This window comes from uncultured Streptococcus sp. (genome assembly GCF_963456385.1).
Lineage (GTDB): Bacteria > Bacillota > Bacilli > Lactobacillales > Streptococcaceae > Streptococcus.
In genome coordinates this window covers 36481-54290 of the sequence record NZ_CAUOLF010000008.1, presented here as the reverse complement: position 1 = coordinate 54290, position 17810 = coordinate 36481, and the positions used below count along the sequence as shown (strand labels likewise).

At 41.3% G+C, this 17810-nt stretch carries 15 protein-coding genes and 1 pseudogene; all 16 read right to left on the bottom strand.

Features of this window, described 5'->3' with window-relative positions; all coding sequences use genetic code 11:
- Positions 1 to 177 precede the first annotated feature (177 nt).
- The 16 genes and pseudogenes from RP262_RS04575 to RP262_RS04500 all read right to left on the bottom strand — a co-directional run bounded on the left by RP262_RS04575 (position 178) and on the right by RP262_RS04500 (position 17751).
- Positions 178 to 4380, bottom strand: a complete 4203-nt coding sequence (locus tag RP262_RS04575) for a GbpC/Spa domain-containing protein (RefSeq protein WP_311154443.1) — start codon at positions 4378 to 4380, stop codon at positions 178 to 180.
- 148 nt (positions 4381 to 4528) lie between these two features.
- Positions 4529 to 7072, bottom strand: coding sequence for a M1 family metallopeptidase (locus RP262_RS04570; protein WP_311154442.1), 2544 nt, complete (start codon positions 7070 to 7072; stop codon positions 4529 to 4531).
- Positions 7073 to 7237: 165 nt separating this feature from the next.
- Positions 7238 to 7564: a hypothetical protein gene (locus tag RP262_RS04565; protein ID WP_002919194.1), complete on the bottom strand. Its 327-nt coding sequence runs from the start codon at positions 7562 to 7564 to the stop codon at positions 7238 to 7240.
- Positions 7565 to 7572: 8 nt separating this feature from the next.
- Entirely contained in the window at positions 7573 to 7869 is a 297-nt protein-coding gene (locus tag RP262_RS04560) for a hypothetical protein (RefSeq protein ID WP_125377865.1), read from the bottom strand.
- Positions 7870 to 7879: 10 nt separating this feature from the next.
- Positions 7880 to 9223: a hypothetical protein gene (locus RP262_RS04555; RefSeq protein WP_311154441.1), complete on the bottom strand. Its 1344-nt coding sequence runs from the start codon at positions 9221 to 9223 to the stop codon at positions 7880 to 7882.
- On the bottom strand, positions 9214 to 9843 hold the full coding sequence (locus RP262_RS04550) for a hypothetical protein (RefSeq protein ID WP_125410325.1): 630 nt from the start codon (positions 9841 to 9843) through the stop codon (positions 9214 to 9216). The genes RP262_RS04555 and RP262_RS04550 overlap by 10 nt, the downstream gene beginning before the upstream one ends.
- Before the next feature lie 257 nt (positions 9844 to 10100).
- Positions 10101 to 10409: pseudogene (locus tag RP262_RS04545) on the bottom strand (hypothetical protein); the annotation flags it as partial.
- A gap of 46 nt (positions 10410 to 10455) precedes the next feature.
- Positions 10456 to 11064 carry a hypothetical protein gene (locus tag RP262_RS04540; protein ID WP_124764861.1) on the bottom strand — a complete coding sequence of 203 codons (609 nt, stop codon included), beginning with the start codon at positions 11062 to 11064 and terminating at the stop codon, positions 10456 to 10458.
- A 171-nt stretch (positions 11065 to 11235) separates the two neighbouring features.
- A complete protein-coding gene (locus RP262_RS04535) occupies positions 11236 to 11826 on the bottom strand; it encodes a hypothetical protein (RefSeq protein WP_311154440.1) in 591 nt (196 codons plus the stop codon).
- A gap of 152 nt (positions 11827 to 11978) precedes the next feature.
- The gene (locus RP262_RS04530; protein ID WP_311154439.1) at positions 11979 to 12608 is read right to left on the bottom strand and encodes a hypothetical protein; all 630 of its coding nucleotides are present in this window, start codon (positions 12606 to 12608) and stop codon (positions 11979 to 11981) included.
- A 157-nt stretch (positions 12609 to 12765) separates the two neighbouring features.
- Positions 12766 to 13419, bottom strand: a complete 654-nt coding sequence (gene phoU / locus RP262_RS04525; RefSeq protein ID WP_002895767.1) for a phosphate signaling complex protein PhoU — start codon at positions 13417 to 13419, stop codon at positions 12766 to 12768.
- Positions 13420 to 13433: 14 nt separating this feature from the next.
- Complete coding sequence (gene pstB / locus RP262_RS04520) at positions 13434 to 14192, bottom strand: phosphate ABC transporter ATP-binding protein PstB (RefSeq protein WP_009660526.1); 759 nt, start codon at positions 14190 to 14192, stop codon at positions 13434 to 13436.
- A gap of 75 nt (positions 14193 to 14267) precedes the next feature.
- Positions 14268 to 15071, bottom strand: coding sequence for a phosphate ABC transporter ATP-binding protein PstB (gene pstB / locus RP262_RS04515; RefSeq protein WP_002895769.1), 804 nt, complete (start codon positions 15069 to 15071; stop codon positions 14268 to 14270).
- Positions 15072 to 15081: 10 nt separating this feature from the next.
- On the bottom strand, positions 15082 to 15966 hold the full coding sequence (pstA, locus tag RP262_RS04510) for a phosphate ABC transporter permease PstA (RefSeq protein WP_002913666.1): 885 nt from the start codon (positions 15964 to 15966) through the stop codon (positions 15082 to 15084).
- A complete protein-coding gene (gene pstC, locus RP262_RS04505) occupies positions 15956 to 16873 on the bottom strand; it encodes a phosphate ABC transporter permease subunit PstC (RefSeq protein ID WP_002895771.1) in 918 nt (305 codons plus the stop codon). The genes pstA and pstC overlap by 11 nt, the downstream gene beginning before the upstream one ends.
- On the bottom strand, positions 16870 to 17751 hold the full coding sequence (locus tag RP262_RS04500) for a phosphate ABC transporter substrate-binding protein PstS family protein (protein ID WP_002897767.1): 882 nt from the start codon (positions 17749 to 17751) through the stop codon (positions 16870 to 16872). The genes pstC and RP262_RS04500 overlap by 4 nt, the downstream gene beginning before the upstream one ends.
- Positions 17752 to 17810 lie beyond the last annotated feature (59 nt).

Genomic DNA, 17810 nt, shown 5'->3' with positions numbered 1-17810 from the left:
GACATGGCTATTATAACACGATTTACGTTCATCTTAAAATACTTGCCTATCTAAAACACTTGATACATCTATCAAACATTTGCCCCAAAAATCCGCAGCAAAAAAGACTGGGACAAAATTGTCTCAGTCTAAATTTATCATGTTCAAAAGCTATGGATGCAGGAGCTGCTTATCTTTTTACGACTCTTTCTTAGATGAGCGGAAACCTGCTGCAGCTAGCAAGGCCGCAAAGCCAAAATAAGTGAGAAGAGAGCTCGAACTGCTTCCAGTTTTAGGCAATTGACCTTGACTGGTTTGGTAGCTGACGGATAGCTGCATGTTGCTTGGTTGCTTACTTGCAGATCTCTGATGCTGCCAATCCTGATTTGAAAGAGGCTCAAATTTTTGCGCTGTTTGAACAGTAATCTCTGCAGGAGGTGTCGAAACACTAACCTTATTGGATTCTATCCGGTATTGATTATTAATCAGCAAGCTGAAATGATTGGTATAGGTTCTGCCTGGATACAAGAGTCGACCAACGGCTGCCGGAGCTAGAGGCTCGGTCGCAATATTCAAATCAGCATTGTAGCGTTCAAGCAAACCTGGTGCAGCAACAAAAGTCAAAACTCTGCTGCTCGGATCATAAGAAACCTCGTAACCAGGACTTTTCGCTCTAGTAGCTTCTAGATCTAATTCAAAACCTTCTGGCAGGCGATCTTCCAATACGAAAGAGTGAATTGGCAAGCGATAAGCAGGCAAAGCATCCGTTACCAGATTAAGGACTGCAAAACTTCCCTGGCTAACCTCTTGTTGATGAATATTCTTCTTGGACTCATCCTCCAACTCTTCTCTGACTTTTAACTGGATAAAGAGCTGGTTATAGTGATAAGTTTGAGTTGGTGCTTGCGGACGGCTTGGTAAAGCTTGATAGCTAGGTTCAGCCGGCTGTTGGGGAAGCTCCTTATAGTTTGGTTTGTCAGGCTCCTCTATCAGAGGCAGGTCACTTTCTCTGACAGGTGCCTGGGGTTCAGGCTGAAGAACTGGTTCTTGAGGAAGCTGTGGTTCCTGCAGATAGCTTGGCTCCTGAGGCAGCTCCTCTAAAGCAATTTCTTCTTCATAAACAGGCGGTTTCGGAGCCTCACCCGTGCTTACTTCAGGATCTTTTTGAGGTTTCTCTGGTTCCTTCAAATAAGATGGGAGCTGTGGTTCCTGTGGCAGCGCTTCTTCAACCGGAGCTTGGGGAAGACTCAGCAAGGGCTGCTCCTTCTCATAGGTTGGCTCTTCAACTGCAGTCGGCTCTGTCAATAGAGAAGGGGAGCTAGGTTCTTCTGGCACTTCCTGATAAACTGGCTTTTGAGGTTGAAGCGGCTCAGGCAGATAAGTTGGCTCTTGCGGAAGAATTGCCAGATCTCTTTCTGGTAGGACTGCTGGCTCCTCAGGCCGATTTGGAAGAGGAAGAGGCTGAGTTTCTGTCGGCTGGCTAGGAAGTTCTTGATAGGCCGGCTGAGCTGGCTCTTCTGGCAAAGGTTGATAGACTGGCTGACTTGGAAGAGGCTGCAAGGCCTTGACTTCCTCATAAGCCGGTTCCTGAGGTTGAGCAACTTCTGTCGGAGCAACAGGCTTCATTGGAACACCTTTGGCTTTAATATCAGAGTTAAATACAAACCAAGCAGAACCTCGGTTTCGTGAACCAATATCAAAGGAAATGACATCGCCCTGTGCCTTACCTACGATAGCGCCATACCAGTTATAGGGACTGTTCGGCGAGTCCCATTTGTTATACTCAAAGCGAGAGCCTTCCCGCTCAAAGTTAATTGAAATATCAGCGTGAACACTAGTATCTGGGTGAACATTAATGGCAGAGCCTGTAATAGGAATATATTCACCATTAAAATTCTTGATATATTCAATCGCAACTTTGTTCGTATTTAAAGACGAGAAGCTGACAAGCGAGCCTGTCATATCAAGCCTTTCTCCTGCCTCATCGAAAAACTCAGCTTGAACATTGACCCGAGAATGGCCATGAAAATCCAAGGTCCAGACAGTCAAGGTCGGATCCTTAACTAAGAAAACTGGCAGCTTATCCTGACTCTTCGTTGATTCTTTCAGAGTATAAGTGTAGACAACTTTAGCGATTTTCTTGCCCTGAATACTGGAATTTTTGATATTAGTATAAGTAGCTACCAGAGGCACATCTTTTTGTAAAATGACTTTAGTCTGATGTTCTTTCCCTTTTAAAACACTGGTCAAAGCAGTTATTCCTTGTTGATCCATTCCCCAAGAACGAACCTCATCAGTCAGCTCATCATTGGTATAGGTTCTAATAGAGGGATCAAGCGTCAAGACAGCCTGGGGCTCAGATTTGAAAACAAAAGGCTGGCTTTCAACCTTACTGAGATAACCTTCTTCATTTTTCTTAGCTTCAGCTTCTTGCAACTCTCTCTCAAAAGTTACAAGAGCTGCATCATACTTAGTTTTGGCTGTATCATAGGCAGCTTTTGCCTTCTTATATTCTTCCAAGAGCTTATCAAAGTCAGCTTTCAAGCGGGCATTTTTTCCCTTAATGCTTGCATTTTCCTGCTCAATCACAGCGTTCTGCGCTGAAATAGCCGCAAGGTTTGCCTCATAGTCTTCTTTTAGTCTTTGATTTTCTGCTTCAATCTTTGCAAGATTTGCTTGGTATGTCGCTAAGTCTGCCTGATAAGCAGCTAGTTTATTCTTGTTTTCTGTCTCAATCCGAGCAGTCGCCTCCTGGTAGGTAAGCAAGGCTTTCTCATATGCTTCTCGACTTTTCTGATTGCTTTCGGTGATTCGAGCCACATCCTGCTCATATTGAGATAATTGATTTTTATAAAGCTCTTGTTTTTCCTGATTTTGATGACGAATCTGGGCGTTTTCAGCTTCAATGGCAGCATTACGGGCTGTTACTTCTGCTTTTTCAGTCTCAAAGGCAGTTTGCCGCTTCTTATTTTCAGCTTGAATACGTTCAAGTTCAGCTTGATAAGCAGTCAAAGCCACTTGATAATCTCTTTCTTTGGCCTCATTGGCCGCCTCGATTTGAGAGCGATTCTTTTGATAATCTGCTAATTTGCTCTCATAGTCTTCCTCTGCCGCTTGATTTTTTTGGCGAATCTCAGCCAATCGCTCTTGATAAGCAGCTAAATCAGCCTGATACTGCTCCTTTAAGGCTGCATTTTTCTTCTGAACAGCTAGATTTTGCGCTTCAATCTCTTTGTTCTGCTCTTGGATTTTAGCCAAGGCTGTCTCATAAGATTGTTGAGCTGCTTGATTGTCTCTTTGAATACGTTCTACTTCCTGTTGGTAAGCCGTCAATTCTGACTGATACTGCTGCTCTAGCTCAGCATTTTCTTTCTGAACCCGAGCCAATTCTTTCTCATAGTCAGCCAAGGCAGCTTGATAAACAGCTTCTTTTTCTGCCTTAACCTGAGTCAGTCTGGATACTTCAGCTTCATACTGCTTGACTGCTTCCTGATAGGCCTTTTCAGCTGCTTGATTTCGTTCTGCAATGGCTGCATTTTCAGCTTGGGCAGCTTTGTTGTGAGCTGAGACCTGAGCGAGCTTTTCTTCATAGCGACGCTTTGCTTCTGCATTCTTCTCCTGGGTAACTTTCAACTCTATAACATAGCTCTCCATAGCAGTTTGGTAGTCTGCTTTTTCTTGAGCATTTTCTTGTAAAATCCGTGAACGCACCTCTTGATAGGCTGCTAAAGCTGCTTGATAGGAGGCTTCTTTCTCTTGATTGGTTTTTACTATACGGCTCAATTCTGCTTGATAAGCAGCCTGTTTCTGTTCATATTCCGCCTGAAGCTGAGCATTTTCAGCTTGAATACGGCTGGACTCTTGTTCATAGGAAGCCAGCGCCTTGTCATATTGGTCTTTCAAGGCTTGATTGGCAGACTCTTTCTGACTGAGTTCTTTCTCATAAGTCTTCAGTTGCTCCTGATAAGCTGCTGTGGTTTCACGTATTTCCTTGACTTGGGTCGCATAATCTGCTAGCGCTGTCTCCCGTTTACTCGCAGCTTCTTCTGGATTTCTAGCTATTCCTAAATCAACAGGCGGCTCTTGCTTTAGCTGGATACCCGCTTTCTCAGCCTCTGCCAAAGCTTGGTCCAGGTCCGCATGGGAAACCCCCAAGGGAAGCTTGTCTTGACTTACTGGCTCCAACTGAGCAGGGGCAGCAGTTGGCTGGGACGCTTCGGTTGGCGAAAGTGCAGCTTCAGAAAGGGCAGACTCATCGGCTGCTGAAGGTACCTTTTCCTCTGCTTGAACTGATCCGGCAGCTACCATCAAAACCGCACCCAAAACAGCTCCGCACAAGCCCTTAGAAAGGCGGCTCTTGCGGAAGCCATAGACTATTTTCTTTTCCATAATAAACTCCATTTCTCCTTTAAACAGTTGCCTGTTTATTTTACATACTATTCTATTTTATCAAAGCAAAGGCATATTAGCAATGTTTAAATACTCAAAATGATAAATAAAAGCCTGAGATAGGATCATATCTCAGACTTTCTAGTTATTTTAATCAAATCTATCTGATTGCAGCTCGAATCGCTTTTTCCACTGCTTCTTTCTCACGCTTCACCAATTCAACACGCGCAGCGATTTCCTTGATTCCCATGCTGATGTTTCGGCTAATCGCCATATCATCCAACTGCGGTTCAAAGAAGGCTTTGTACTCTGCCAATCTCTTCTCTGTCTTGAAGACCACTGCTGGGCTAATGACAAAGCTATCAAAGCTCATATCGCCACCTAGCGCTGCCTTGATCCAGTCCCAATTCTTACGCGCCCAAGTCCACACTGCTTCTTGAGTAAAATCCCGGCTGAGGAAACGGGCATACCAAGCTGACAAATCCTGCGGTTTTACAGTAAATTTATCCTTCCAAGTCGCTAAAAGTTCATCCAAGGTTTCCTTGTTCTTCGTATAAGAAAGGGCTGTAGAAAGAGCATTTTTGAAGCTTCCATCATTTGAAGCAACATAGAGGTCCAGATAAAGCTTAGTCAGCTCCTTGCTTTCATGATGCTTGATTTGGTTGACCAGCACCTGCAGGCGAATAGCGGCAGGGAGTTTTTCCAAATTATCACGATAGTTGTCAAAAATCTGGCTAGCTTGAGCTTTAGCCGTTTCATCGTCAGCCTTAATCATATTACCCACAATCAGCTGACGAACCATCTCATCCTCATCGCTTTCACCGTCCTGTTTTTCAAAACCAAGACGGTCGAAATTACTTTGACTGAGAATTTTCAGCAGGGCTTTGTAATCTTCTTCAGTCTGACTACCTTCATCCACAAAGCGATTCAATCCTTCCAGCACTTGGGAAACAGCTGAAACCACCATATAAGAAGTTTCGTTTGCCAGCTTGCTGATGACTGGCAGCAGATCCGCATAGGAAATCTTACCAGACTCTGCCAGAAGTCGACGCTCCTGCACGATTTGAAGTTTACTGATATTGTCCAAAGAGCTGAGATTATTCAGAAGAGCATCCAGCAACTCACCTTGATAATCTGTAATATAGTGGGCTGTGTTTTCTGTATTGAGACGCAGGGCTCCGTCATTTTGCGCTGCCAAGGCTGCATAATTAGGAATTTCCAGTCTTTCTGTCGTCAGAGTATCAGGTAGTCCTTGCCAATTGCTATTGAGCGGTACTGGCCAGAGGCGACCTTTGTCTTCGTGCTCCCCAATGAAGAACTGCTTCTGCGTCAAAATCAAGCAGTCATTTTCGACCTTAGCAGTGACAACTGGATAACCCGGCTGCTCCAGCCAAGCATCCATAAAGGCAGCTACATCACGGCCAGAAGCTTGAGAAAGAGCGTCCCAGAGGTCACGACCGATGGTATTTCCATACTGATGCTTCTCAAAATAGGCACCTAGCCCCTTACGAAATGCATCATCTCCCAGCCAACGGCGCAGCATGTGCATGAGACGGCTGCCCTTGGCATAGACGATCGCCCCATCAAAAAGAGTATTAATTTCATCAGGGTGCTTGACCTCTACATGGACCGACTGGACGCCATCTGTCCCGTCACGCTTGAGGGCATAAGGAACTCCGCTGGTCTGGAAATCTTCAAAAATCTTCCAGCTAGGCTCAATCGCATCAACTGAGACATACTCCATCATATTGGCAAAGCTTTCATTGAGCCAAAGGTCGTCCCACCACTTCATGGTCACTAGATTTCCGAACCATTGGTGGGCTAATTCGTGTGCAACAACCAAGGCAACTGTCTGACGGCTTAGAGCTGTTGAATTTTCATCCACCAGCAAATAGATTTCCCGATAGGTCACCAAGCCCCAATTTTCCATAGCCCCAGCAGAAAAGTCTGGCAGAGCCACATGAAGGGATTGAGGAATAGGATACTTGACTCCGTAGTATTCTTCGTAAAATTCAATACAGCGAACTGCAATGTCCAAAGCAAACTCTAGATTGCTCTCTGGATGGGCCTTGGTCGCATAAACTCCTACCAAAGTTCCATTCTTGGTTTTAGCAGTAATTCCTTGCATATCACCTGCAGCAAAAGCCAAGAGATAGGAAGACATACGTGGAGTCGTTTCAAACTTCCAAACACCTGTTGCTTTGCGGTTTTCAACATCAATTTCCGGCATATTAGACAGGGCCAATTCACCCTCTGCTTGGTCAAATTTCAAAGCCAAATCAAAAGTTGCCTTAGCCTCTGGCTCATCCACACTCGGAAAGGCTTCGCGGGCAAAATGGCTCTCAAACTGCGTAGAAATAATCTCTTTTTTCACACCATCTACCGTGTAGTAAGATGGGTAAATCCCTGTCATATTGTCCGTAATCTTACCAGTATAAGTTATGGTCACCACTACAGACCCAGCTGCTTCCAGCTCAATATAAAGAGCTTCATTGTCCTTATCAAGAGTGAAAGGACGAGCTTGGCCAGCCACCTCTACAGCTTCAACTGTCAAATCTTTTTGATGTAGGGAAATCTTACTCGTCTTAGCTTCCCCAGTAATGGTCACCTTGCCTGAAAAAGTCTTGTCGGCACGATTCAGATCCAAAAAGAGATCATAGTGCTCAGGAACAAAAGTTTCAATAAAATGTTTAACTGCTTGCATCTGCTTCTCCTCATCTAACGAACAACGCAGCAAGATTACTCCGCCATACTTGTCCGCTTATAATCTGTTATTATTGTATCATATTTAAAAGATTTCGTTGCAGAATAAATGCAAACAAAAAGACAGGTAGTACCTGTCAATGTGGTTTATAAAATGGAAGAAAGGTCAAGAGTTCTTCTTTTCTTTCTCAAGTTCCTCTAATTTTTTGTTATAGATTCGATTTTCTTCGTGATAAGTTTTGTTTAGCCGTTCTTCATAACGCTGAATTTTTCTCTCAAAAATTTCCCTGTTTTCCTCTATTTGGCTTAATTCATATGAGGGGACGGTATCAGGACTATTGCGACAAAAAGATAATATCCATTCGCTCATTTGCTCTGAAACATTTTTAGCTTCTCGTCTCATGTCCTGATAATCCCATTCATACTCACTAACTTTCTTTCGAAAAGCTATGTGATCGTCATCAAGACGATTGATCTTTTTCTGAATATCCATAAAGCCTCCTATAAGATAGGGCTGGTCAAACTAGGCTTAGGAACAGCACCTAGTACCTCCTTGATGGAATCTGCTGCTCCACCGGTAAAGGCCCCGGATAAGTCGGCAGGTACTTGAGTGGATGCAAAAGTTTTCATAGCCTCAGCTTGACTATCCAACCAAGTTTGCAAAGCTTGACTTTCTTCAAGAAGGACAGCTCTTTTAGCTGAAATCAAACCTCGAATGGCAATACGTTCCTGAATCTTTAAATATTCTTTTTTTATACGTTCGGCTTCAGCTCGATCTTCTGTATTTGGTTCAATCATGTGTTTCCTCCTATTTTTTTGTGAAAATCTGTGCTCCTTTTTGATCAATCGCTACGATATTATCAGCTGCCTTGTTTAAATTGCCAGCAATACCAGTCATTGTAGTCATATAAGAGTTTGCTGACGCAAGAGTACTTGCTTCTGTTCCGTCATTCCAAGCTGTTGATATGCTCAACTCAGATAATAAGCCCTCTACCTCATCGGCAGAAAGATTGTGGGCTAGGGTATAAGCTGCATCTCTCAGTTCTCTGATATGATTTTCAACACTAGATTTAGCACTTTTTATCTTATCTTTAATTTCTTGCTCATATACTTCAGCCTGAAGCTGAGCTGTTTGCGCACTTGTACGAACAAGTTCCTCTCTCAAACTAATTGTTTTGTCGCCAGAACTAATTCTTAAAGAAGCATGCAATTCATCAATGTATTTCCTATTTATGGCGATTAAATCATGCTTAGAAGGCTCAGGAGCGAAGTCTCCGTAGTCCCTTAAATACTCAAGAACATAATTTTCAGGATTCTTTTTGGCATAGTCTAATCCAAAATTTGCGGTTGCTACATTTATTTCATACATTTTTGCTTTATGTTTTGCAATCTTTCTGACTTGCTTTTCGGTCATACCAGTGCAGAAAAGACCATTTTTTTCATACCACTCAAAATCTAGCCTATTACCTTTTATCTTTGGTAATCCAGCATTATGATTTTTTCCCTCTACAGTAAATACTTTTCCATACGGAATGATTCCTCCATGACCATCCCAACTTGTTAAATCTTTCCCTTGATCACTGTATGAATGTAAGCGTTTATTAATATATGCTAATTCTTCATCACTAATACCTCTATAATCGGCTGTATTTTTTGTCAACGAATTCCACGCACCCCAGTCCATAAAATTTGTAATCTTCTGGACTTTCATTTCCGCAGCTACTTTAGCAACTGCTGGTCCAGCTTGACTGAATCCCGACATATTACTAATATCAACTTCCTGTCCTGTTCCAGCCATTTTTTTAGCACTAGCTAATGATTGATTATAAAATTCTCGAACGTCCTTTGTCTGTTCTGTTAATTGATTTCTTGCTATTACCGCATTGAATACTGATTCTGTAACATGGTTATTATTTTCGTTATTAGGTGATTGAGTACCAGCAACAACAATAGTAGTTTGAGTGTAATCTGGCTTACCTTCCTTATCAAGAGGCGCAACAGCAATGGCTTGGGTTGTTTCGTTGACTTCGTTAATCAGTTTATATTTCTTTCCGCTCTCATCAAGTGAGAACTCATTCCCATTTTTTTCTTCTTTTATTATATTAAGAACTTCAACTTGTAATTCCTGTATGCTCTCGTCTGTTAAGGCCATTCTAAAAAGTCTCCTTTCCTAATTTCTGTATTATAGACAACTTCTGCATCAGGACTACCGTTCTCGCTTTTTTTAACATCTACGAGCTGATGTTCTTGAACTAAAGCTTCTATATTCTCATCAATTTTTGGTTTAGTCGATAATTTGGCTTCCACAGGTAATTTTTTACTCTCGGAAATATCAATAAAATCGTCACCAACCTTTAATTCTATGATTTCTTCATCCCAGCCATTAAAATCAAGCCTAACATCCCAAAAACTACCATAATGACTGTAGGATTTCTCACCAATTTTTTTTCCCAAGTAGGCTTTATTGCCTTGTAAATCATAAATCACAGGAACAATATTTGCACGAAACATGCTCTGCCCATCCCCACCTTGAACAAAAATTGGCGAAAACTCAATTTTACTGACACCAGAGTAATGCTCTTTAATGTAAGTTGCCAGTTGTTCTTCCAACAAACGAAATCCTCGTTTGTAAAGTTTTACTCCTTTATCGTCTAAAACATCACTAACATTATATGGAGAGTTTTTGTGTTCAATCCATTTTGTCATACAATATACTCCTCCTGAAATTAAAACTACAAGAACTGCAATGATCGCAAATTTATTTTTCTTCATTGTTTACCTACCTCACACCTTTATGAAAACGCTTTTATTTTTTAATTATAGTATATCATAATATTTCTAGTCATACCATTATTTCTGGTCTCATTCATTTTTTATAAAAGCGCTCTCAATTATCTGTTTATAATATCTGGAGTCTTTTACATAAAAAAGTTTTATTTCAAATCCTATAAATAACTTTGCTTTCATTCTTTACGTCTTTCTTAAGATCTAACTACATTCTTCAAGCCTCTTGATCAGACAAAGCCACATCATCCTTCCTCTTTGCTTAGTTTAACATTGTAAATAATCTGTGCTTCTGGGCTTCCTTTTTCATCCTTGACAACATCTTTTAACTGACCATCTTCTACTAACATTTGAATATTTATATCTATACTTTTTGCATCTGTTAATTTAGCTTCTTCAGGGAGTTCTTTAGCATTTGAGACATCAATACTATTATCTTCTGAATCTAACAACTCAATTACTTCATTACCACTCCAATCAAAATCAAGAACAAGATCCGCTTCAATCCCAAAACTATTTGGGACATATTTTTTTATTTGTGTACCCAAAGTAGCTCCTAGTTCTTTTTTAATCATCCCTTGCAATTCTTGAATTTCCTTATCATTCAGTGTCATTCGGAAGTACCCCCTTTTTTAGTTCTAGATTATAAATAACTTCTGCATTTGGGCTTCCAACATCTGATTTTTCAACACCTTTTAGCCTCCCTTCTTTTATTAAGGTTTCAAAATTAAAATCAATATCCTTTATTTTCTTCCCTTTTATTTCTTCTGGTAATGATTGTCCGTAAGTCACATCTTTAAATTCTCCTGAGTCTGTGCTTAGTTCGATATAAGGATTCCCTGAATAATCAAAACTCAGACGTAAATAACCTATAGTACCATAAGCAGGATGTTGAAAGTTTTTATATAATCCTCCAAATTTCGCTTTATTTCCGTGAGAGTCATAAACAATTGGAACAACTTCCGCATTCAACATAGAAGAACCATCATCTCCCGTAACATAAATTGGAGAAAATTCAATTTTACTAACTCCTGAATAGTGTTCTTTGATGTAAGTTCCAATTTGCTCTTCCAGAAGTTGAAATCCATGCTGATAAAGCTTGGCTGTTTTGGGTCCAAAGTTCGGTTTTGTAAGTTTATTGTACATATAGATTCCTCCTGAAATTACAACGAATAGAATTATTAAAGCAGTAATAATCTTTTTTTTCACAAGACTACCTCCATTATAATGATTTTTCAGAGAGCGGTTTCAAAGTTCTTCTCTAATAGTATAGCATAATACATTTATATTATAATATAAAATCTTTTTCCTTGTTCTTGCAAAAATTTGTTCTCAACCATCTAAGAAAATGAATATATTTCTTGATTAGTTCACGTCACATCATTCTTCCTCTTTACTTAGTTTAACATTATAAATAATCTGAGCTTCTGGGCTTCCTTTTTCATCCTTAACAACATCCTTTAACTGACTGTCTTCAACCAATAAAGAAATATTTTCATCTGTACTTCTAGCCTTCGTGAGCTTTGCTTCGTCTGGCAAATGTTTTGCATTTGAAACATCAATGTTATTCCCGTTTGAGTCCTTTAAATCTATAGCTTCATTTCCACCTCCATCAAAATTAAGAATTATATGAGTATCCAAACCATAGCTATTAGGTGTGTAGTTCTTTATTGTTGTTCCTAATGTTGCTTTATTCCCATATTTATCATAAATCGTCGGACGTACATAGGCATTTGAGAAAGTTGACCCTTCCTCAGTAACGTAGATTGGGGAAAACGCAATCTTTTCAACCCCTGAGTAATGTTCTTTTATATAAGTTCCTAGTTGCTCTTCCAGAAGTCGAAAGCCTTGCTGATAGAGCTTGGTTGTTTTGGGGCTAAGGTTAGGTTTTGTCAGTTTGTTATACATATGGATGCCTCCTGAACCTAACATAACCAAAACAGCAATCATTATAAGGATTTTTTTCTTCATCAGTCTCTCCATTATGTTCTGTAAAAAATTTGTAATTAGAACGCATATATAAGGATTATAACAACAAAGTAAGATTCATCATGTTTATGACTTAACTTTGTACAAATTATTAGCCTTGCTAAGCGTTACTTAATATAAACAATGCCATTCTATCAACGCCATTTGAAATGATCTCCTTTTCTAATTTGAGTATTAAATTTCACTTCAGCATGAGGACTTCCGTTTTGGTTCTTTTCTATATTCTTTATTTGTCCAGCTTCGATTAAGGCTGATATATTATTATCAATTCGTTTGCTTGTTGATAATTTTGCTTTTTCAGGCAATATCTCATTATTAGAGATATTGACATAGTCATCATCCACCTTTATTTCAATAACTTCATTGTCAAGTCCATCAAAGCTAAGTTGAATACTGCCACTACTTGTAAAACGGCCAAAATCTTCTTCTCCAACAGAACGTCCTAAATAAGCCTTATTACCATGATTGTCATAAATGACAGGCACAATTGTTGCACGAAACATGCTCTGCCCATCCCCACCTTGAACAAAAATTGGTGAAAACTCAATTTTACTAACTCCTGAATAGTGTTCTTTGATGTAAGTCGCCAGTTGTTCTTCTAACAAACGAAATCCGCGTTTGTAAAGTTTTACTCCTTTATCGTCTAAAACATCACTAACATTATAGGGTGAGTTTTGGTGTTCAATCCACTTTCTCACACCAAAGATTCCACCTGGAATGAGAAGCATCAGAACTGCCAAGGTGAAAATGATTTTTTTCTTCATAAACATTCTCCATTATGTACTCATATAAAAATATATAAACTTTAACTCTACTCTCGTAGTATAACATAGTTACTTGTAAGTTAAAACACAAAATAGAATGCTAACCATACTTGAGATTATACAAAAAAGACACGAAGCAAATCGTATCTTTTTATAATTACAACTCAATAATTTTACCTGTTTCAAAGTAAACAACCCATTCACAGATATTCTTGGCATAGTCGCCGATTCGTTCCAGATAAGAAATAACTTGGAAGTAGTCGCGGCCAGTCACAATCAGCTCTGGATTTTGTTTGATTTCCTCAGTAGCAAGATCGCGAATATCATCAAAGTATTGGTTGATTTTCTCATCCATAGCTGCTACAGCATAAGCTTGGTCTACATTTCCATTAAGGTAGACGTTCAGAGTTTCTTCGACGAAATTCTTAACATCACGCCCCATCTTGCTGATGGCATCTTCTACGGACTCGATGCGGACTTCTCCCTTCATCCGAACAGTAGCTTTGGCAATAGATACGGCGTGGTCGCCCATGCGTTCCAAGTCACTGCTAGCCTTCAACACGGTGATAACGGTCCGTAAATCCTGAGACACAGGCTGCTGCAGGGCAATGATTTCTAGAGATTTCTTCTCCAGTTTGACCTCGTATTCATTGACTTCGGCATCGTCTTCAATGACCTGACGAGCCAGTTCACGGTCATGCGTGACAAAGGCACGAACCGTCCGGTTAATCTGCGATAGGACTTCGTTTCCCATCGCGTAGAATTGATTATGAAGTTTTTCTAAATCTTCTTCAAATTGTACTCTAAGCATAAGATTCCTTTCTGTTATCCGAATTTACCAGTAATGTAGTCTTCGGTCTCTTTATGGGCTGGATTGAGGAACATCTTCTTGGTTTCATTAAATTCAATCAAGTCTCCACCAAGGAAGAAGCCTGTTTTTTCAGAAATCCGAGACGCCTGCTGCATGGAGCGAGTGACCAAAAGCATGGTATATTTGTCTTTTAGACTGTAGAGGGTTTCCTCGATTTTCCCAGCTGAGATTGGATCCAAGGCTGATGTCGGCTCGTCCAAGAGAATGATTTTAGGACTAGTAGCTAGCACGCGAGCCACACAAACCCGTTGCTGCTGACCACCAGAAAGACCGATAGCGGAATCATGCAGACGGTCCTTGACCTCGTCCCAGATAGAAGCACCAATAAGGGAGCGCTCTACTGCTTCGTCCAAAACTGCCTTGTCCTTGACACCATTAATCCGAAGTCCATAAACTACATTTTCATAGATGGTCATAGGGAAAGGATTGGGCTGCTGGAAAACCATGCCGATTTCCTTGCGAAGCTCTACCGTATCTGTCCTCGGACCATAGATATTGTGACTGTTATAAATGACCGTTCCTGTAGTCGTTACTTCTGGATTCAGGTCGCCCATTCGGTTGATGGCCTTAAGCAAGGTTGACTTACCTGAGCCTGACGGTCCAATCAAAGCTGTAATCTCATTTGGCATGAAATCAAGTGAAACGCTATTAAGGGCTTTCTTTTTATTATAATAAACCGACAAGTCCTTGACTTGCAAAATAGGTTCTGTCATACGTTTTTCCTTCATTTTATTTTACATTCAACCAAAGACTAAGCTTGTTGAATCGTGATGAATACGGACAGCTGCTTAACCAAAATGACCTGAAACATAGTCATTAGTGGACTGAAGCTTGGCATTTTGGAAAATATTGGCCGTCTTATCGTACTCAATCAAATCGCCCAGATAGAAGAATCCAGTGTAGTCACTAGCACGGGCAGCCTGCTGCATATTGTGGGTCACAATGATAATGGTATAGTTATTCTTAAGTTCAAACATGGTTTCTTCCAGCTGCATGGTCGCAATCGGATCCAAGGCTGACGCTGGCTCATCCATGAGCAGAATGTTTGGCTTGACCGAGATAGCACGGGCAATGCAGAGCCGCTGCTGCTGACCGCCAGAGAGAGTCAGGGCTGACTTATGCAAGTCATCTTTGACTTGATCCCAAAGAGCTGCTTGTTTGAGCGAAGTCTCTACAATCTCATCCAAAACCTTTCTATCTCTGACACCCGCCCGTTCATGAGCAAAGGTAATATTTCGATAGATGGACTTGGCAAAAGGATTTGGTCTCTGGAAAACCATGCCGATATGCTTGCGCATTTCATAAACATTGATTTCAGGGCGATTGACATCAATCCCCTCATAGAGAATCTCTCCAGTCACATTGGCAATATCAATGGTATCGTTCATGCGGTTGAGGCTGCGAAGATAGGTTGATTTACCTGATCCAGAGGGGCCAATCAAAGCAGTGATTTTGTTTTTTTCAAACTGCATATCAATGCCCTTGATGGATTCCTTTTTACCGTAGTAAACATGCAAATCCTTGGTCGACAGGGCTACCTTTTCTTCAGGAAAAGTAATGATATGTTTTTCATTCCAATTATATTCTGTCATTTCTTCTCCTTTAAGCAGAGGTTAATTTCTTATGCAGATAGCTGCCCAGTTTGCGGGCTCCCAGATTGAAAATCAAAATGAAGATCAGGAGAACTGCTGCTGAACCAGCAGAAACAGCTGTGCCATCAGGAATAGTTCCTTCACTGTTGACCTTCCAGATATGGACAGCCAAGGTTTCAGCCTGACGGAAGATAGAGATAGGGCTGGTAACGCTGAAAATATTCCAGTTGGACCAGTCAAGAGCCGGCGCTGACTGACCTGCTGTATAAATCAAGGCTGCTGCCTCACCAAAGATACGACCGGAAGCTAGTACAATCCCTGTCACAATACTAGGCAAAGCTTCTGGGATGACCACATGCAGGACCGTTTCCCATCGGGAAATTCCCAAGGCCAAACCAGCTTCACGCTGGGTATGATGGACATGGCGCAGACTGTCTTCGACATTGCGAGTCATCTGTGGCAGATTAAAGACAGTCAGAGCCAAGGCACCAGAAATGATTGAGAAGCCATACTCAAACTGGACAACAAAAATCAAATAACCAAAGAGCCCAACTACTACCGAAGGCAGGGAAGACAGAATTTCAATACAGGTGCGGACAAAGTTGGTCACTGGTCCTTTCTTAGCATATTCTGACAGATAAACCCCAGCCCCCATAGAAAGAGGCACAGAGATAATCAGAGTAATCACTAGCAGAAAGAAGGAATTATATAGCTGAATCCCAATACCGCCTCCTGCTTGGTAAGAAGAGGATTTCCCTGTCAAAAAAGACCAGGAAACATGCGGAAGACCTCTAACTAAGATATAGAGGATAAGAGAGGCAAGGATGGCAACAATGATACTCGCTATTGTGTAGAGAATACCAGTCGCCAATTTATCTAATTTCTTAGCGTGCATAGTTTTTCTTACCTCTTTCTTTTGTAATTAGTTTAATCACACTGTTAAAGGCTAAGCTCATCATCAAGAGCACCAGAGCCAAAGACCAGAGAACGTTATTGTCCACTGTTCCCATAACGGTATTTCCGATTCCCATGGTCAGGACAGAGGTCAGTGTAGCTGCTGGTGTTGTCAAAGAGGTTGGAATCACCGCAGAGTTCCCAACGACCATTTGGATAGCTAGGGCTTCACCAAAGGCACGTGCCATTCCAAAGACCACAGCTGTAAAGATACCTGAGCGAGCAGCCTTGAGTGTTACCCGCCAAATGGTCTGCCAGCGCGTTGCGCCCATAGCCAGACTAGCTTCACGATAGTGACGTGGCACAGCACGCAGACTGTCCGTCGTCATAAAGGTTACTGTCGGCAAAATCATAACAAAGAGCACAAAAATACCAGACAAAATCCCAAAACCAGTACCGCCAAAGACTGTACGGACAAAAGGAACCACGATTTGCAGACCGATAAATCCATAAACAACAGACGGAATACCAACTAAAAGCTCAATAGCCGGTTGCAATATCTTTGCTCCTTTTGGAGAAACCTCTGTCATAAAGACAGCAGCTCCAATCGCAAAGGGAGTTGCTATCAGGGCTGACAGAATGGTAACGATAAAGGAGCCTAAAATCATTGGCAGGGCACCAAATTCCTTACCAGAAGGATTCCAGACACCACCAAAAAGAAAATCAAAAACATTAACGCCGTTGACAAAGAAAGTAGATAGACCTTTCTGAGCAACGAAGATTAGAATCATAGCCACAATCACCACAATCAGTGACAGACAGGCAAAAGTCAGATAGCGGCCAAACTTCTCCAAGCGAGAATTTTTAGAAGGCGATAACAACTTTTTGGTTAATTCCTCATTTTTCATTTTGAATCTCCTTCTATTGCTGTGACATTCCCATCAGCGTCCTTGCTGACTTTCATATCGTTGATTGAGATATAGCCCATGCTGGTAACTACCCCTTTTTGAACATCATCTGACAGCATATAGTCCAGAAACTCAGCTGCCAGACCAGTCGGCTTGCCCAGTGTATACATATGCTCATAAGACCAGAGCGACCAATTATTGGTAGCAACATTCTCTGCTGTTGGTTCGTAGTTGTTGAGTTTCAAGGTTTTTACAGACTCATCAACATAAGCAAAGGCAAGGTAAGAAATCGCACCAGGAGTTTGCGAAACGATATTTTTCACCATACCGTTGGAATCCTGCTCTTGACTCTGCACAGCTGATTTCCCATCCATGATGACACTGTCAAAGGTTGCTCGGGAACCAGAGCTAGCAGCACGATTGATAATCGAAATCTCCAAGTCCTTACCGCCCAGCTCTTTCCAGTTGGTGATTTCACCAGTGAAAATTTTCTGCAGCTGCTCGGACGTTAGATTATCCACGTCAACTTCTTTATTGACAATCACAGCAATACCAGCCACAGCGACCTTATGGTCCACCAAGTCAGACGCTTTGATTCCTTCCTTCTCTTCAGCGAAAACATCCGAGTTCCCGATTTCAACAGCTCCTGACTGCACTTGAGACAGACCTGTACCAGATCCACCACCCTGAACATTGACTGTTTTACCGATGTTGTTAGAGCCAAAGTCATCAGCTGCCGCTTCAACTAAAGGCTGCAAAGCAGTTGACCCTACTGCTGTCATAGATTCACCACGGTCAATCCATGATGAACAAGCTGATAAGGTGAGTCCTAAGCCCAGAGCTGTCAGCGCTAAAGCAAATTTTTTCAATTTGTTCAAAAGATTTCTCCTTTAATAAAATCAAGAGGATGGGAAGTATCTTTAGTATTTCTTACTTA